Annotated in this window: 12 protein-coding genes; all 12 read right to left on the bottom strand. The window is 54.9% G+C overall.

Going from position 1 to position 17130, the window contains the following annotated elements; all coding sequences use genetic code 11:
• Positions 1 to 22 precede the first annotated feature (22 nt).
• On the bottom strand, positions 23 to 1165 hold the full coding sequence (locus CHR62_RS09930; protein WP_123660831.1) for a cell division protein FtsQ: 1143 nt from the start codon (positions 1163 to 1165) through the stop codon (positions 23 to 25).
• On the bottom strand, positions 1165 to 2583 hold the full coding sequence (locus tag CHR62_RS09925) for an MBOAT family protein (protein ID WP_123660830.1): 1419 nt from the start codon (positions 2581 to 2583) through the stop codon (positions 1165 to 1167). Before CHR62_RS09925 ends, CHR62_RS09930 begins: the two co-directional genes overlap by 1 nt.
• Positions 2584 to 2587: 4 nt before the next feature.
• Positions 2588 to 3268 carry an alginate O-acetyltransferase AlgF gene (locus CHR62_RS09920; RefSeq protein WP_123660829.1) on the bottom strand — a complete coding sequence of 227 codons (681 nt, stop codon included), beginning with the start codon at positions 3266 to 3268 and terminating at the stop codon, positions 2588 to 2590.
• Positions 3269 to 3273: 5 nt separating this feature from the next.
• On the bottom strand, positions 3274 to 3933 hold the full coding sequence (locus CHR62_RS09915) for an SGNH/GDSL hydrolase family protein (RefSeq protein WP_093969389.1): 660 nt from the start codon (positions 3931 to 3933) through the stop codon (positions 3274 to 3276).
• Between the two features lie 36 nt (positions 3934 to 3969).
• Positions 3970 to 8076, bottom strand: a complete 4107-nt coding sequence (locus tag CHR62_RS09910) for a cellulose biosynthesis protein BcsC (RefSeq protein WP_158609115.1) — start codon at positions 8074 to 8076, stop codon at positions 3970 to 3972.
• Positions 8076 to 9323, bottom strand: a complete 1248-nt coding sequence (gene bcsZ / locus CHR62_RS09905; protein ID WP_233574953.1) for a cellulose synthase complex periplasmic endoglucanase BcsZ — start codon at positions 9321 to 9323, stop codon at positions 8076 to 8078. The genes CHR62_RS09910 and bcsZ overlap by 1 nt, the downstream gene beginning before the upstream one ends.
• Positions 9324 to 9326: 3 nt before the next feature.
• Positions 9327 to 11672 (bottom strand): cellulose biosynthesis cyclic di-GMP-binding regulatory protein BcsB, encoded by a 2346-nt coding sequence (gene bcsB, locus CHR62_RS09900; RefSeq protein WP_158609114.1) that lies wholly within the window; start codon positions 11670 to 11672, stop codon positions 9327 to 9329.
• A gap of 44 nt (positions 11673 to 11716) precedes the next feature.
• Positions 11717 to 12502 carry a cellulose biosynthesis protein BcsQ gene (gene bcsQ, locus CHR62_RS09895; protein ID WP_123660826.1) on the bottom strand — a complete coding sequence of 262 codons (786 nt, stop codon included), beginning with the start codon at positions 12500 to 12502 and terminating at the stop codon, positions 11717 to 11719.
• Entirely contained in the window at positions 12499 to 13101 is a 603-nt protein-coding gene (gene bcsP, locus CHR62_RS09890) for a cellulose biosynthesis protein BcsP (protein WP_123660825.1), read from the bottom strand. Before bcsP ends, bcsQ begins: the two co-directional genes overlap by 4 nt.
• A 54-nt stretch (positions 13102 to 13155) precedes the next feature.
• A complete protein-coding gene (locus CHR62_RS09885) occupies positions 13156 to 13626 on the bottom strand; it encodes a cellulose biosynthesis protein BcsD (protein ID WP_123660824.1) in 471 nt (156 codons plus the stop codon).
• Positions 13627 to 14014: 388 nt separating this feature from the next.
• Positions 14015 to 16228: a cellulose biosynthesis cyclic di-GMP-binding regulatory protein BcsB gene (gene bcsB, locus CHR62_RS09880; protein WP_123660823.1), complete on the bottom strand. Its 2214-nt coding sequence runs from the start codon at positions 16226 to 16228 to the stop codon at positions 14015 to 14017.
• A complete protein-coding gene (locus tag CHR62_RS09875) occupies positions 16225 to 16839 on the bottom strand; it encodes a PilZ domain-containing protein (RefSeq protein WP_123660822.1) in 615 nt (204 codons plus the stop codon). The genes bcsB (CHR62_RS09880) and CHR62_RS09875 overlap by 4 nt, the downstream gene beginning before the upstream one ends.
• Positions 16840 to 17130: the final 291 nt, after the last annotated feature.

The following is a 17130-nucleotide window of genomic DNA, read 5'->3' as shown; positions in this document are numbered from 1 at the left end:
ATTGCATGTCGCATATTAAAGCTTATGGCGGCAAAATGGCCACGTCCTTGTCCAACGGTGCTTGAAGGTCTCTTTCGGGTATTTCCCAGATGACTAGTTTTGGGGGCGTTTGCTTGTATGCTGGACTGCGAAAGTAGTCATTTGCCGACCCCGAGAACGCGCCGCCATCTTTTGACATATTCGCAATGGGTGTCTGGAGCGCAAGCGACAGGAAATTGTCAAAATGTGAGGTACGAGAAAATGAGCTGCCAATGAGTGCGACGGTAGGTAAGTTGTCGTCGCCGAATAAGTCGTCGGCCGAATCGGCCAAGGGGTCTTGTTTGACGTTGAACGTTAACTGGGCCACTCCCTCGGTTTTAGGCTGAAGTGCGGTTGGTAGCCAATCTACGCCTGCCAATCTAACCAGATCGCCGGGACGAATGTGCGGCTGAGCCGTTTGTACCTCGACCGTTTGACGTGGTAAGAGGGGCGTACCGTAGTGTTCTTTTACTTTGGCTGCAATGGCCTGTGCGGCAAGTTGTGCCCCTGTCGCGTTCCAGTGGGTGTCGGTGCGTAAAAACGATGGGCTTTCGCTTGTTTGCATGGGCTGCGACAGGTCAACGGCCGCGATGCCGCTGTCGTGTAGTCGCTGAATCCACGATTGCACACGGTTTTCGAGTATCGCCGGTCGCTGGAGGCTGCATAACTGGTCCTGCATGATCCTGCTTTTGTCGGGGACTACAGCAACAATCAGCTGGATATCCTGCTCTGCCAGCATTTTCTGTACTGCTTCGACTTGCGTGGCTCGCACGCGACTGGCCTTGTCGCCATCGGCATGGGTCGTGAGCTCATCGGTCAGAAATAGCCAGTTATTGCAACCTCGTCGTACTTTCGGACCCAGGTCTCCCAAAGCAAGCCAGTTGACTGCGCGTTGCAGTTTTGCCGCTTCTTTGGGAAGTACGGTTTGGGCCAGTTCATCAGCAATCTGCTGGCTTGTTGTCCCGTCGAGTATGTCTGCCAAGCTATATGAGGTTGTATCTGTTGTTGACTCTTCAGACAGCGCGACAATATTTATGAGCAGACCAATAAGCATGAATGCGGCCATGCATATGGCCGCGATCGTGCCGCCCAGTGACCTGGAAACGATTCGCTCTTGCGTGCGGTCGGACGTATCGGCAGGCGTCATTAGAATTGGAAATACAAGAATGGGGTGGAGCCGCGACTAGCCAGCAGACTGTACGACAGCAAGAAGGCGCCCAATGGCCAAAGCCCGCGTATATTGGCCAGGCGTTGGCTCGCTGGCTGTCGATCAAGCCAGGGCTGGGCTAACGGGAACAAGACGCAGGCAATGCCTAAAATTGCGGCGATGCCGTGGGCGGGTCGCCAGGCGAGCCGTAGCTCGTTGCCGAGTGCTAGCGCATTAAATCCAAGTTGCCCTTGATACATGGCTATGGCGTTATCAAAGTCCGTCGCTCTGAATAGGGTCCAGGCTAACATGACGAAGATCAGGGTTAGGGCGTGCGCCAAGGCCGATGGCAATCTCGGCCATCCGGCCTCGTTCCAAATTCGGTTCACGCTCAGGGCTACACCATGTGCAATGCCCCAGAAAAGAAAGTTCCAGCTGTCGCCGCCGTGCCACAAGCCGGCAATGGCCATGGTCAACAGCAGGTTCCGGTAGGTTTTATACACGCCATAGCGGTTGCCTCCGAGTGGGATGTATAAGTAGTCTCTGATCCAGCTGGACAGCGACAAGTGCCAGCGTCTCCAGAAATCTTGGATGTTGCGAGCCAGGTATGGGCTGTTGAAGTTCTCTGGGAAATGAAACCCCATCATTTGTCCCAGGCCAATAGCCATGGCGCTGTAGCCGGCGAAGTCGAAAAATAGCTGCAGCGTGTAGGCACCACAACCCAACCAGGCGTCTGCCATAGACGGAGCGGGTAACGCGAACGCGATATCGGCAATGGGCGCTAAAGTATCAGCGACCAGCACCTTCATGCTCATGCCGATCATGAAGCGGCGTGCGCCCTGGCGAAAATTTGGCCAGTTCATGGGGCGGTGCGCCAGTTCTGTGTGAACCCATTCGTAACGGATAATCGGTCCGGCAATCAGTTGGCCAAACATTGCGATGTATGCACCGAAATCGACAAAGCTAGGCTGCGCTTTAATGGTGTTGCGCTTGACGTCGATGAGATACGACACCGCTTGCAAAACGAAAAATGAAAGTCCTGCAGGCAGCAGTACTTTTTGCCATGTCACCGGCATAGCCCCCACCCAGAGTGCGGTCTGGTTGTAGGTGGCAACGACAATATTTGCATACTTGAACCAGCACAGAATGCCAACATTGATGGTGATGAGCAGGATCAACCAATGTTTGGCACGTTGCTGGTTGTGGTGTTCGGATGCCTGCTGTATGAGCAGACCGCCAAACCATGCAATACCTGTGACGATAATCAGTAAGCTAAGAAATACAGGGCTCCACCAGGCGTAGAAGAACCAACTGCCAAGTAAAAGCACACGGTTGCGCCAAGCGGCTGGCGTTACCAGGTAGATACCAAAGAATCCCGGCAGAAATAGCGTAAGGAATTCGAGCGAAGTGAAAACCATGTTGTCAGAAACTGATGGTATCTGTGCTGGGGTAGAGGCGCGTGCCCGTAGCGCTGTTTTCGGGTAGTACAAATAAGGTGTAACGTTCGCCGGCAGAAAGTTGCCCCAGTGACATGGGCTTGCCGACGGGCTTTGCGTTGCAAAGCAATTGCACATCCAGCTTTATGGGGTTGATCATGCGGCGAATCGATGCAGTGTCGGCCGCCACATTGCTGAAAATTTCAACGTCTTTTCCTGACACCTTGAGCGTTGCTTGACCGCATTGGCTGGATAAGTTGTAAAGCGCCAGGGAGGCTTTTAGGGCGTTGAATTCTTCCGGCGTCTCACGGATGGTCTGAAGCGCGAGGCCTTTTGTCTGGTCGGGTACGGCGACAACCGTTACGAACTCACCTGGTTTCACCACAGTTTCGGAGGGCGCTTTTGTGGCGTCTTGTTCAAAGACGCCCTTCAAGGGACGGTTTGCCGCGACAGGAACGAAATCGGAAACCGGCTTGTCGGACGTTAACTGAATGACGTTTTTAGCTTGCCCGCCAGCAATGTTGAGCGATGCCTGTGTGCCGTTTACGAAACGAATGAAAGCGGCATCTTCCGCTGGCCCTGTTTCATATAAAGGAATCTCGGTTGCCGATAGCGGCAAACTCATCAGGCAGGCAATGGCGGCGGCCAGAAATTTGTGCTGCAACATGTTTTCTACCTTTTGAGCTTTTGCACAACGGGGTCTGTTGAAATCGCCTGGGTGAGCGCCTTACCCCATTGCTGGTAGCCTGATGCGGTAAAGTGCTGGCCGTCGACGGTTGCCCATTCTCCTGGCTTGGAGAACTTGAGTGAGTCGATATAGCTGCAGGGTTTGACGTTAGTCGCCAAGAACCCAGAAACCTGTTTCACACGCGCAAAACTTTTCTGGTATTTGCCCCCCTCGGTTCCCCAGGCAGGCCCGATCCAGACGCACGCGGTGCCGCTGGAGGAAATGGCTTTAGTCAGCTGCGTTGTGTTTTGCCAGGCCCAGGTTTTCATGAAATTGCTTTTGTCGTAGCCGGCCATGGTGTCCCCCATGACGACCACAACAAGATCGGGCTTGTTTTGGGTGATTAGGTTGGCAATAGGCCGAGTTTGGGCGCCGCTGGCCTTAAACGTAGGCTGCGCATCGCCTTTGCGCTCGCCTTCACCGCAGTCGCCGGGTGTCGCTTGCAACCAACTGCCAGGGTTGGATCCGCACACACCGATGGTGTGCACGATCGCGCCTTGTTTGGTTAGTCCATCGTGCAATGTCGTTATCAGATAGCCGGGTGCTGTCAGATGGCTGTCGCCAATAATTAAAATAGTCAGGCCCGCTAAGATGGATGTGATCATGTAAAACCTCTTCGATTAGCGCAATATAAAAAAGCGTTAGTTGGCGTATGGCCCACGGTAAGGGGTAATAGGCAGGTCCATGCCCTTATTGCTCGGGTAGAACGTGTAGCGCATGTAAAGGCCGCCAGCCCATTGGCGGTAGTCTTTGGCGTTATTCAGGCCTAACTGGCTGCCTAGTACCAGATGGTTCGTCAGACGGTATTCAGCCGCGGCGGCGAGGTTGTAGCTCAAGCCTGTTTTGGATTGCCCTGAATACACGCTGGTTGCACCTGTCAGCCCCAAAGCGCGGGCATATTGTGTTGCCGTTTGTGCTCGCGCCTGCAGTGACGAGTCAGTCGGGAAGTAATCGGCGTCGTTTTCTTCAAAGTGCTCTACGCCCAAGGACCCCTGCAGTTTGTACGAGAAGCGCCCGCTGCGCTGGGCCCAAGTAATAGGTACGCTAAGCGAATACATGGATTGCGGGCTGAAATAGCCGCCATGACCATAAGTGAAAAACCGTTGGTTTTTTTCGTAGAACGTGGCGTCGAGGTTCAGCCCTGCTGTAAGCAGTTGATCTGATTCGCGTACCAGATGCCAGTAAACGCCAGCGCCGACGTTGGTGCGTGAGTTTGAGGCGACGTTATGGCCACGCAGGGCGTGCCAGCTGCCGTAGCCGTAATACCCAACGTCATCGGTGTCTTGGCCCGCCTGAAGTCGGACGCCGGTGCTGGTAACCCCACCCCAAGTCATGTCGGTTCGACTGTCGTGGGCGCCGGCAAATGAGGTTAGGCTATCGGTAACGGGGCGTCTTGAGACGTCAACGCTATACCAGCTACGGTTCTGGCTATCGAGCATGCCGTCGTACTTCAGGCCGCCGATGATGTTGTTTCTTATGAACCCCAAAGGCGTGGTGCCTATATCGACTTTCAGCCCCTGATATTCGTACGCAGCGGATAAACCTACGCCACTGTCTTGTTGCTTACCCGAGGGTGTAATCGTGTTCAGCGCCTGGGCATTACCCCATTGGCCGCTTTGCGCAATACCGTCATAGATGGCTACGGGCCCACCACCAAAGCGATCCAGACTGTAGTAGTTCTGGCTGATCTCACCGGACTTGAGTTTGACGGCAGTCGCTTCGAGTGTCAGCTTGCCATCCCCCACGGGCATTTGAACGGATAGGGACGTTTGCATGTCGGTCAACTTGCTCAGCCCGCTTTCCCCGTTATTGCTGCGGCCAGTCGTTGCCAGTTTGACTTCGGGGTTGCGCAAGTCTCGAAGGTCGGCGAGCTCTTTATTAAGCGCAGTAAGTCTGCTGGAGGCCACAATCTCAGCGGCGGCTTGATTCGTAACTGGCGCCGGAGGGGTGGGGTTAGGGGCCGCGAACGCCATATTTTGGGCCGCGTTGTTGGGTGTCGGTGGCAATAGCGATATTGCAGGCCCGGGCGCGGTTGCCGAGACTGGGGTGGGAGCCGCAGCGGACAAATTGTTTGCGGGTAAAGGTAGGGTCGCCATGGGCATGGCAACTTGTGACGGTGTTGTCTTGGGTTGGAACGTGTTGTTTTGTAATGCGGGCGGTTGTATGGCCGCTTTTTGGGCGAATGGATTGATATAGGCCGGCGTTTGAGGTTGCGCTTGAGCCTGATCTACTGGCTGTGCCGATGCCAACTGGAGCTTTTTGTTTTCAGCGGCCACAGCAGCGGTGAATAAATCCATGGCTTTACTGGTCTTGCCTTGAGCCCGATACAGTCGAGCGGCATTGGCCAGAATTTCCGGGTTGTCCGGAGCAATGCTCAGCGCGTGGTTGATGGCGCGTTCAGCATATTGCTTATCGCCTAGTTGCGTTGCCGCCATGGCCGCCGCAATCTGCAGCGACGCATTATCCTGATCATCTTTTAGCAGACGCTGGTAGTAGTCAAACGCTTTTTGATGGTCGCCGTTGTCGGCATACATTCTGGCCAGTGCCGCCAGTGCCGCAGGGTCGTTAGGCCGTTGTGAAAGTACGGGGGCGAGTGTGTCGTAGGCGCGAACCAGGTCGCCCCGTTGCCGCAGCAGATCTGCCTGTCTCACTGTGTACAAGATCGCCAGATTGTTATAGGCCTCTTGTTGGCTTGGCGTTAGAGATTTAGTCTGCAGGCTGCGCATTATGCCGGCCGCCTCAACATCTTGCTCGGTTTTCAGCAGCAGTCCTGCGTAAGCCAGCAGGGCATCCGGATTATTGCTGCCCGAGCTTTCCAGCGTTTTGCGCATCAGCGCCAGACCCCGGCCACTGTTACCGGCATCGACCCAGGCCGAAGCGACAGCGCTGGTCAGGCCCGGATCGTTCGCGGTAGATTGCTCCAGGCCAAGCAACAGACTTTGCGCCTCTGCAAGCTTGCCCTGAGAGGCCAGTGTGGCCGCCTGTGCCGATTGAGCCTGTATGCCGGTGCGCTGCAGTAAGTCGCTCATCTCGCGCGTTCGGTCGGCTGGCGCGATACGCTGCAATGTGTTGTAAGCGTTATTCCATTCGCCCAGCTCTAACGATAGCAAGGCGCTGCTGTACAGTGCATCTGGCATGTTCGGGTGCGAGAGCAGCAAACCGTCAACCAGACCACGGGCTTCGGTGATGGCGCCGTTTTTTGCGTAAAGGCGTGCCAGCTCCAGCCTTATCCAGGGGTTGTTCGGTTCGTCGCGAAGTGCATCTTCCAGGGCACGTTGCGCGTTGGCGGTATCGCCGCGCTGTATGGCCTGTCGTGCGCGGCTCGTGGTCAGGGTGGCGCGCAATTTACTAACTTGCGACGCGTCAAGTTGTTGGTTGCTAGACAGTTTATTGACAAGGGTGGCCGCTTCGTCCAGCGAGCCCATGTTGGTTAGCGCTTCGGCTAAGCCTTGCAGGGCTTCCGGGTTGGCGCTATCGGCCTTTAGAGCCTGCCTGAAGGCCTGCGCTGCCTTTTCGTTTTGCCCTTCTTTGGCATAGGCGCCACCCAACGCATTGTGCGCAGCGGCGGTTTTGTTGTCCATTTTGATGGCTTGCTCTGCAAGGCTGCGTGCTTGGGCCGTATTGCCTTGCTGTCTGACAGTGTTGGACTCGTTGACCAGCTTCCAATACTTCACCACGCCCAGACTTCGTTTCCAACCTGATTTGCGATTGGCCGCTACCGCGAGCAGCTCTTCGGCCCGGGCAAAGTCATTGTTTTGCATGTAAACCAGCCCTAAACCCCCAAGGGCATCCGCGTCGCGAGGATCGCGCTGCAAAACCTCCCGGAATGAGGCTTCGGCCTGAGCCAAGTTGCCGGCCTCCAGAAGTTGGAATCCGCGTGCCAGTTTAGGGTTCTGTGCCGGCGGGGTGGCTGCTCGCTCTGACGGCTTGGTGTTATTACTGGTCGGGCTGGGGGCGTTGGCGCGCGCCGAATTCAGGATTTTTCGGATTTCGTCGTCGCTTGGATTGGCCTTTAAATAGGCCTCGAAGGCTGCGCGATAGGCAGGCGGAGGTGGGCCAATCCAGGTCAGGGCAGAGCGCCATGCTTCTGTTGCTTCACTCGCAACCGCGGGCTGTTTTGACAGACGCTCCAGCATGGTCAGCCCTTCCTGGCGGCGATCCAGGCTGCGTATTAGCTGTTTTGCAAGCGATAGCTGATCGTTCAGATTGTCAGGAGAAGACTGGGTAATTTCTTCGAGGCCCTGGATCGATCGCTCCAGGCCTTTTGAGCTATAGCCTAAGTAGTTGTAGTACTCACGGGCCAGACTACCTAAGGGTTTTTGGCCTCGCAATACTTTATCGTATTGCGCGATGGCTTCGTCCATTTGTTGAGCCGCGGCTAAAGATCGTGCCTTGTCCAGTTCTACACGCGGCCCTGGTTGAGCCAGGTATACCTCTTGTTCCAAAAGCGGGAGCAGGCTGCTTTGCGGCGAGGCTGCGCGCAGGCGTTCTAGAAGGCTATTGGCAGAGACCAGGTCGTTCGCCGCAAGGGCAGCCCGTGCAAGACCATACAGTGCATCGGGGTTTCCTGGGTTGGCGACCAGCAGTTTGTCCCAGACTTCGGCGGCGCGCTTATAGTCACCGCGCGATTGCCAGTAGCGCCCTTGCTCTACAAGCGACCCTACGACAGAGGATTGCTGAGCAAAGGTGTTTTGAGTTGTCAGAACGGCCAGAAGGCCTAAGGCGATGGTGTAGTGACGGGCAGACATTATCGGTCCCATTGGAGTTGTAGGTCACTCGATGCTGTAAAACGGTAGTGACCTTGTTGCCAACCTGTACTGAACAGATCTAATACGTTGTCGTAGTAAGGCGGCTGTTGTGCTTTGGCGCGCATTTCAAGCAGTTTTGCTTGCAGCAACGATGCGGCCCGGTTGTATTGTGCGTTCATTTGGGTCAGCTCGTTGCGCGCATGGAAGTAGGGGGCCAAGGCAGATGAAAACCCGGCTGGTCCTGTGTTTGTGCCAACACCCGTCTTGGTGTCCACGCGCTCCGGGGGCGCGCCGGTTTCTTTGACCGCTATGGCCATGCCATATAACGTGTCGAGTATGGTCTGTGCTAACGGGTCGTCAGCGGGCGTCATACCGGCCCATAAGTACACGCGAATTGCGTCGTAACTACCGACGTCGCCTTTGTCGGGGTCAGTAATGAACATCCCGGTGCCTGCTGCTGGGTCTGCTTGATAACACACCCAATCGGCCACGAACCCTTTGGGCGTCGTCGCTTGAAGCAGGGCGACCGTCGATTCAATGACCTCGTTCCAGGGCCCGTTTGGTGAAACGCTGGCCAGCCGGCGCAACACCGGTAAAGGAAGATAGCTGGGGTTCAGACGCCAGATATTGTTGGGTAAGACAAAGTGATTAGGCCCGGGGAGAAGCATCTTCCCGAGGCTTGGCAATGTGTCGATCTCCAGCGTTTCGACAAGCCGCAACAGCGCGAGCGCGTCGTTTGTGTAGTCGGGACGACCCCAGCGCTTCCCGGCTTCCAGCAGAGAATAAATGAACCAGAGTTCGGCGTCGGATGCCGAGTTGTTGTCCAGGACGCGCCAGTTTCCCTCTTTGTCTTTACCCCAAATCCAGGCCGGCAAATTGCGATAAATGTCTCCGTTTGCCAGGTTGTTTACGGCCCAACGCCACATTTTCTCGAATGTCTGGCAATCATTGGCAATCAAGGCAAAAAACATGCCATAAGATTGCCCTTCCGACGAGCTGTGCTGTTCGGGGGTGCTGGCATCGAGCACACGTCCGTCAGGCTGCACAAAATATTCGAGAAAGGTTTGCCATTGTGGCCAGTCAACGGTGCCGCGGCACTGTGTTGGGGCTACTGGTTCGGTTTGCGCCATCGGGTTGCCGCCAACGGCTAAAAGGCCGCTGGCCGCTAATGAACAGATGAAGCGTCGCCGCCCCGGTTGAGGGTGCTGGCTTTTGTACAGTTGACGACGCAGCGCGAGACGGGGCATGTTTTAGGCCTTAGGTGTACGCGCTTTGCGATTGCGTAAAACTTTTCGGGCAAGCTGGGTCACCACGGCGAACACGACCAAGAGCACAAGGAGTGCTATCAGAGCGGCTTTCCAGGGAGCGGCGGGCAGATAGGGTGAGAGTACCCACTGAATATGCTTGAAGAAGCCCAAATCGCCGGTGTAGTAAGTTTGGTCTGCAACAAGCTGGTCTATCTTATTGTTTCTGACGATAGAAAGGCTTCCCCCCACCGTACCCTGAAAATCTTCGTTTTTCAGTATGGCCGAGCTGGCTTGTTTAAGGCCCTCGGGTTGATTGCTGGCCACAACGACCACACTTCGGCCTGGAACTTTCGGAGACTCGAAGCCAGCCACTATGGCGCTGGACCCGCGGCTGTCGTAGTTAATCGTCGCCCGTTGCGGCACGATGGCGTTGCGTGGGTCAGGCGTGGGCCACATCAACCTTTTGTACAGCAAGTCGGACGTTCCCAAGCGTTTGCCGTCTGCACCCGTGTAACTGCCGGTCAAGAAGTCGTTCCAGTAGGTTAAGGCGGGTTTTTCGGCACCGGCGGCGAGTACCAGCAAGTCTTTGTTGGAGACCGCGTCAATTCCGTCTATGTGGGTTACGGTCACGGCCAGCGCAGGGTAGCCTGTCGATTCGCCCATCAGGCCCATCAGGTCAAGGTACAGCGTAACTTCGTCGGCAGAAAATTGCTTGTCCATAATGACTGCCGTTTCCGACAGGTCGGCAAGTCGGGTGTAAGGCCAGCCGCTGTCTACAAACGACGTCAAATCCGGCATTGCCTTGAAATGAGGATAGCTTGTCAGGTCGATGGTCGACTCGGGGTCGATCAAACCACGAACGTTGTCAATGATGATGTCACGGCATTCGCCTTGCTTTATGTAGTCGTACATATAGCGGAACTGCAGTTGTGCGCTGGACTTCAGCGTGTTCAACGGTACTTCCAGCAGCGCCTGAGACGGTATGTCTTGATCCGGTAGCGTTTGGGTAGCAGGGGTTTGCTCTGGGTAAAGATCATCCAGTGCGAACAATGGCATCGACTTCATGAAGAGATCGTCGACGCTGAAGAGCAAAGAAGAGTTCACTGAAGTCGGTTGCGGCGTATAACGGTACTTTAATTGAATAGGTACGTTTTTCTCGCGCCATGCGAACAAATCAGGAGGTGTCCTGACGTTGATGCGAATCAAGTCTGGGCTGTAACCGGACACGTTCAATTGCTTTTCGTCGATCAGTTCGCCAAATGCAACGGGCCGGTCGGTGCGTAGCCACCGGGGTGCATCGTAAGGAACCCGGGGTTTCAATTCGGCGAATTGTGTGATGAGCGCTACGCGACCGCTCAGTGTCTGGTTGCCCGCTGCCAGGGCAATGGCGGCCTGCTTAAGCTCTTCGCTGTTTCGGCCCATTATCAGTAAAAATTTGCTGCTGGGGTCTTGAGGGTTAGGCATAACGGCCAGCGTGGGGCCGGCCAAAGGCTCAGAGTGAAAAAAGCGGGCTTGCTCTGCACCGTTGACGAAAACGATGGCGTTCCCGCTTGCAGGCGCCACGTCTTTCTCTACAGGAAAGTGGGCGCGGCGATGGCCAGCCATCGCACCGAACCAAGAGGACAGCGCGCCAGCGCCCTCTAGCACGTTGTTGTCGGCGACGCCACTAAATACAAACGGCAACACGAGTTGCTCGATATCCCGTGGGTCAAAGAACGGCAATGGGAATAGGGCAAGGTCGTCGGGTAGCGGCAGCGGGTTGACCGCCAGTTCTAAGGTGCTGCGGTTGCTGATGTTGGCCCACAGGCTGGAATGCAGAGGGTCTTCGCATTCGAGCGTGTAGTGCCCGACTAATTGGACGCGTAACTGGTTGTAGGCCGTGATGAGATGGGCAGGGAGAGTGACGGTTTTTGTGAGCTGGCGTCCTGCCTTATCGTTGGGCAGCGCGATGGTTGCCGCAACCTCGTCGTTGACCAGAATATTGATGTGCGAGAGATCTGGGAGCAGTGAAGGCGAATAGGCATAACCAAGCTTGAGCCGTGCGCCTGTCACTACCTCGTCTGCGCGAATGCTGAAGGGGATCGTGTTGCTTGAGTCGATGCCGCGCAGGTTCAATGGATATTGTGCCCCGAGCGCTTGGAAGGTTATGTTGCGGTTGGCGACAAAGGGTGGGGTGGCCGCAACCGGTTCGATCCCGATAGGCGCGACTGTTTCCTCAGAGGCAATTGTTGTTTCGTTGGCGTAGCTGGACGTATGGCTTAGCAAGCCCCCAACCAGCATGCAAGGCACGATCCATCGTGCAATAAGCCGACCACGTGTAAAGGGCGGGTGAAACGTTTTATTTGTCATGAGCATCTGAGGTCTTTTGTTTTGTCTGAGTTGGCGCAGCGTGCTTAGGTGTCTGGTACTGTGACTTCGAGGTGGTCTAGGATCCACTTGGCCCAGGAAAAGTAATCTTTATTCACAATACTGTCCGGACGGTACTCAATGAGGGTCTTTCCGTAGGCCAGTGCCTCGCCTACACTTTGGTTAAATTTGACGGGCTCGACGGTGCTGTCAGGGAGCTGCTCTCGCAGGGCTTGCAGCACGTCCTGACTAAGCGCTTTGTTAGGATCGTACTGATTAACCAGATAGCTGTACCCTAAAAAATCATCACGCGATGTGCAAAAGTTGCGGATGAGTTTTTCCATTTGAGGCAGGGTGGCATACGAGGCCGCATCGGCAAGCGTCACCACAATGACCAGGTCTGCAGTTGTTAGGGCTTGCTGCAAATACGTTGACGGCCCCGGCGGTGTGTCGATGATGACGATGGTTTCGGGTGCGATAGGCAATTGATTTAAATTGCGCTCGAGCCAGTGGGCGTCGTGGGTCAGTCGTTTTTCAAATTCGTGACGATCGTTTTCGTTAATCAGACCGTACGGCAAAACGGCCAGGCCGGCGTCAACCTGGTACGCCGCGTCACGCCATTCGCGAGCTTCCAGTGTCGCTCTCGAAATCCCGTCAAGTCTGTCATTACGGCCGCCAAAGTGCAGGTGCAATGCGTTCTGTGGGTCCAGGTCGACACCCAGCACCGGAAAGCCTGAGCGAAATAGTGCCATGCACAGATTTGCTGATACGGTACTTTTGCCGACGCCGCCCTTGGTTGAAACGATCGCTACTTTCTTCACGGTGCGGTTCATCCGCGACGCAAGGGAAGGTCAGAGGGGGCGTTGTCTTGCGGTGACGATGCCAAACGCCCGAATAACTTCTTTAGCGGCGTTTGTGCCGTATCGGACGGTGTTGTGGGCGCAGCGCTTTGCGCCATCGTGCTGGGCGCAGGCGTTTCGATTGTTTTTTGTTCGGTGCGTTTGTTTGACGCCTGGAACAATGGCTTGTGTTGGGCCTCTGAGAGGTCGAGCGCGGCGGTTGGGCTAAATTGCGATCGAAGTCGTTGGGGCGACTGCGTGAGCGACCTTAGCAAGGCCGTTTTTGACGGTATGACACGCTCTGGTTTTGGCTCAGGCGCTGGCGTTGGCGCCACGGAAGCGTGTTGTGCTTGGTCCGTCGCGACTGCAGTCACGAACGTGTTGCTCACTTGCGGCTCTGCAACGTGCTCAGGAAAAGCCGGCTCTACGATGCGCGCAGGCGGAACCGGCTCTTGGTGAAGCTTAATGGTTTCGATCAACGGCCACCGGTGACGTGCGCTGGAATTTTGCTCGTCACGGGTGATCTCTTTATATTTTGCAGATTGCCCGTCGAACTGTCGAAACAGGTTTTGAATGTCGGTGTCTTGACTCATTTTGCGTTCCACTCTATTCCGTTTCGTTTTTTACAATGGTGAGTACGACTCATTTCAGCGTTCGAATGAGCGGTGCTCAAGGCGGTACTCAACAGTACCCGTGCTGTCGTCGATGGCCGATTGACGCAGACAAAGCGATTCATCAGCACCCGATTGATGCAGCCATTGCTCATAGGCGCCTTCCAGGAAACCGTTTGACCAGGGCATGTTCTCGGGCAGCATGCTGACGGGTAAAGGCGACAGGTAGTGACGAATAACGAGTTGTGCATGTTCGTCGTCGATAGAAACCCAACCCCAGTTCATCGATTGCCAGAGCGCATTGATTGCGCTTTGAAGTGCACCGATCGTCTCACTTTCTGGTAAGGGGTGCTGTCTTGCAAAGCGTTGGCCCGCGCGGCGCATGAGCCCGCGTAGGTTGTTGGGTGTGAGATGCTGTGTGAGCTCTTGTGCAAGCGCCCCCATGAAGCCTCTCCATTGAGCCGAGCAGTGTTGCGTAATCAAGTACTGGACGATATCTTTTTCCACGACGGTCCTTTGGGTTTTTATTGGATTTCTCAAGCGTTGCGAGCGCAGCGTTGGGCAATACGTATGGAAATACGCATTGGAACGAGCGATTTAGGTAGTTTTGCGGGGAAAAACGGTATGCCAGCAGGGCGGCCCAGATGCTGCAACGCAGACGGAGAGCGCTGGGATTGGCAACTTGAGAAGCGTATATGCATAACCAGCATAGTTTTTGCAAGGCGGAGCTGCGGGTTTCCGGCCCGCATTCTTGAAGCATAACCTTGCCTGTAGCGCACATGCCTAAAGAGTAGCATTATGTTAAATGTGCGACTTAATGCGATTTTAGACCAAAATTACAAAAGTTTTAAGCCTTTTGGCTAGGTGTTGTATTGCATCCCTGTTCGTTTAGCTCTTACTGGCGCAGACGTTTAATCGCGCGTGCACGCAGTGTTGCGTACATCATGAGCCCAAGTATCACGGTTGTGATTAAGGCAAGCATTACAAGGATTAACGGATGGCGTTCCAAGTACCAAACAATGCGATGCGGCAGGCTTAGGTCGGTCAGGTAATAGTCGGTTTGTGTTGACAGCGTTTGTACCTGATCGGCACCCAGGCTAATACTTGACCCACGGATGCGTTCCAACAAACTTGTGTTTAACAACGCGTCGCTGAAATGGTGCAGATTTGATGGGTTTGCTGACGCAACTACAACAACGCTGCGGCCCGCTGACGCAGGCGACTCAAAGCCGGTTAGTAATGCCTGATGGTTTAGTTGGCGATGCGGTTGAGTGCTGGTCGAAGGGTCGACGTATGCAATAAGCTTTTTCCATAACGAGGAATTTTCTTGATCTTGGCCGTTTTCCAGGACGCTATTTTTTGGCAGGGCGCTCGACCAAGGCCCCAATACATCGTGGATGTTGGAGCCCGCGATGACCAAAATATCCTTGTTGGGCAGTGGGGTGTTTGGCTGCGGGAAAACAACCTGGAGGCGTATTGCGGGGTATCCGGTCGCTGCGCCCATTTGACCCAGAATGTTGAGGTAGGTTGTTTGCTCTTCGGTACCAGATTGTTGCGGTAGAACAAAGGCTGTTTCAGATAAATCTGCCAAGCGAGTGAACGGAAAGCCGCTATTGGCGAAAGCGGCCATATTGGGCATGGCGATAAAGTGCGGCAAGTGCGATATGTCGATGGTTGAGCTTGGGTCGATCCGACCTCGCACAGTATCCGCGGGAACGTCTTTACAGTTCTCGCGAGATAGATAGTTATAGTCGAAATAGAACTGGAGCTCGGTTTGTGAGGCAAGCGTTCTGACCGGAAGGCTTAGTGTGGCCGTGTCGGGGTTGCCCGCTGGTTTGAGATCTATGACGCCAAGCGGAATGCCGTTAGCGCTACTCAAGAGGCGGGATGCATCTGATTTTGGCCGGGGTGTGTAATGGTAAACAAGTTTAATTAATGCCCCAACATCGTCAGGGTCATAAAGGTCGGGCGGCAAACGTACTCCAAACCTGATTAAATCGGGCGAAAAACCGTTGACTTGCAAGTTGGCAGGTGCTTGCAAATTGCCGAACGCGACGGGATTGTGACGAGACAGCCATCTGGGCGCATCGTAGGGTAGTCGCGGTTCTGGAAGGTCGAGTGCTGAGATATACGCTTGCTTACCGGTCAAGGCCTTGTCGCCTAGTACAAGTGCCTGCGCGGCTTGTTTTACCTCGGTTTGATTTTTACCCCGTATGACCAGAAGGCTGGCGGTTGGATCACTTGGGTGCGTGAACACGCCCACCTCAGGCCCTTTTACCGCAGGCAGCTCAAGTCCGTTAATTGATTCATCTGCGCTTAAGACGATAACGGCGTCCCCTGTTTCGGGCAGTTTGTCGTGGTTAACGGGGAATTTTGCGCCGCGATAGTCGGCGAGCGCGCCGAACCACGACGAAACGATGCCTGCCGCTTCAAGGGTTTCGGCATCCGGGCTTGCCGGCAATACAAAAGGCAATACAAGTTGAGCGATCGAGTTACCCCTGAAGAAGGGTACAGGCAGATCGTCAAGGCGAGGGTTGGCAAGGTTCGGACGCGCCTCCAGATCGAGAGTGCTCGTGTTGTCGACTTCTAGCCATAGTCCGGAATAACGGGGATTTTCGCAGCGATTGGTGTAGTGTCCAATAAGCTGCAGGTCCAGCCTTGATTCGGGTGTTATCCAGCGTGCTGGCAATTCGACGTTGTAGCTCAGCTCTTGTCCAGCGTCATCTTGCTTGACGGGTATTGTCGCGACGTGTTTTCCGTCGATACGTACATTCAAGTGAGATAGACCGCTGAGTAGCTCGTCTGAATGATGGTATTTCAGCTTGAGTTGCGCTGTGTCCGGCACGATTTTGTTGGGCATGAGCAGGGCGACGCTGTACGAGCCATCGGCGCCGACAATCTTGATGTTATTGCGCTGGCCAAGGTCGGCTAGCGTATACGACAGAGACTGCGTTGATGCCTGGTTTGGGGACCTGCTTTGTATTTCAGGAGCGCTGAGCGCGTGCGGTTCGACGTGATCTGCGGCGTAAGCCGTGTTTACTAGCAATACTGAAGCCGCAGCGCAAAGCAGCTGAAACCCAGAATGCAATTTTCCAGCGAGCGCCTTCATGGCTGTTTAACCTGTGAGTCTGATGAAGAGCGTGCCTTCCCGATGCCGGGATGCTTGAGTTTTTCTGTCAGGGTGTCGCGCGATAGCTTCGCGAATAGTCTGATGCCTCGCACACCAATATTTAATACGTTGCGTAGGGCGCTTAACGGCGCGTCTGGCGCTGCGGCGTTCCAGGCGTCGACCCACAAGTCTGCACGCCCGAAGGTCATTTGCGTATAGTTAAAAGCCTGTTCTGGCGTAAGCGGTTCGAGTTTGACACCGATGCGTTGGCCTTGGCACAACACTACCTTGCAGGGTACGTAGGCTTCGTCATCTCCGCGCGTGAGCGTTACACCGACGAGCGACCCGGGCGCTATTTGGACACCGGGCGGCAGCGTGACGCCAAGTCCTTGCTCAGAGAAGTCGTGGGTGTCGCAGCGAAATGCCATACCATCAGGCGTCTGCAGAATCGCGGGAAGCGTGGCTGATACCCGTGGTGATTGCCGGATTTGCCGGCTTTCGAGGGAAACCGCCACGCAGGCTCCTGCAAGAAGTACGTTGAAGACCGTCCAGAGCATGTTCATGATAATGGTCATGAACAGGTCGGGGTTCTCATAGTTGCTTGCCAACATGATGCCGCCGATCAGCAAGCCAAAAAGATTCAGCCCGAGCAGCAAGATATAAGGTTTGGCGATGTCAGCGTCAAGGTAAGATCGCTCGATGATGCCGCCTTTGGCCGTTACGTTGAACTTACCTTTGTTAGGGAAGGTCTGAAGAACTCGATTTCAAACATCCAAAAATCGACCTCATGACCAAAGTATTCAAAAATGGTTAAAAACTGCTCAAATCATCGCCACTTTCGGGTTGTTTGCACCCCGATCAGGCCCGTTTTCGGGCCTGTTGGCGCTTTTTGGGCGCACTTA

The organism is Pusillimonas sp. NJUB218, from assembly GCF_003788685.1.
GTDB lineage: Bacteria > Pseudomonadota > Gammaproteobacteria > Burkholderiales > Burkholderiaceae_B > Neopusillimonas.
This window is presented reverse-complemented; position numbering and strand designations above follow the sequence as displayed.

What these genes read in the sequence shown, in the direction of transcription:
- CHR62_RS09930 (WP_123660831.1), bottom strand. Translation starts at nt 1,165, where the DNA reads ATGACGCCTGCCGATACGTCCGACCGCACGCAAGAGCGAATCGTTTCC.
- CHR62_RS09925 (WP_123660830.1), bottom strand. Translation starts at nt 2,583, where the DNA reads ATGGTTTTCACTTCGCTCGAATTCCTTACGCTATTTCTGCCGGGATTC.
- CHR62_RS09920 (WP_123660829.1), bottom strand. Translation starts at nt 3,268, where the DNA reads ATGTTGCAGCACAAATTTCTGGCCGCCGCCATTGCCTGCCTGATGAGT.
- CHR62_RS09915 (WP_093969389.1), bottom strand. Translation starts at nt 3,933, where the DNA reads ATGATCACATCCATCTTAGCGGGCCTGACTATTTTAATTATTGGCGAC.
- CHR62_RS09910 (WP_158609115.1), bottom strand. Translation starts at nt 8,076, where the DNA reads ATGTCTGCCCGTCACTACACCATCGCCTTAGGCCTTCTGGCCGTTCTG.
- bcsZ (WP_233574953.1), bottom strand. Translation starts at nt 9,323, where the DNA reads ATGCCCCGTCTCGCGCTGCGTCGTCAACTGTACAAAAGCCAGCACCCT.
- bcsB (WP_158609114.1), bottom strand. Translation starts at nt 11,672, where the DNA reads ATGACAAATAAAACGTTTCACCCGCCCTTTACACGTGGTCGGCTTATT.
- bcsQ (WP_123660826.1), bottom strand. Translation starts at nt 12,502, where the DNA reads ATGAACCGCACCGTGAAGAAAGTAGCGATCGTTTCAACCAAGGGCGGC.
- bcsP (WP_123660825.1), bottom strand. Translation starts at nt 13,101, where the DNA reads ATGAGTCAAGACACCGACATTCAAAACCTGTTTCGACAGTTCGACGGG.
- bcsB (WP_123660823.1), bottom strand. Translation starts at nt 16,228, where the DNA reads ATGAAGGCGCTCGCTGGAAAATTGCATTCTGGGTTTCAGCTGCTTTGC.
- CHR62_RS09875 (WP_123660822.1), bottom strand. Translation starts at nt 16,839, where the DNA reads ATGTTGGCAAGCAACTATGAGAACCCCGACCTGTTCATGACCATTATC.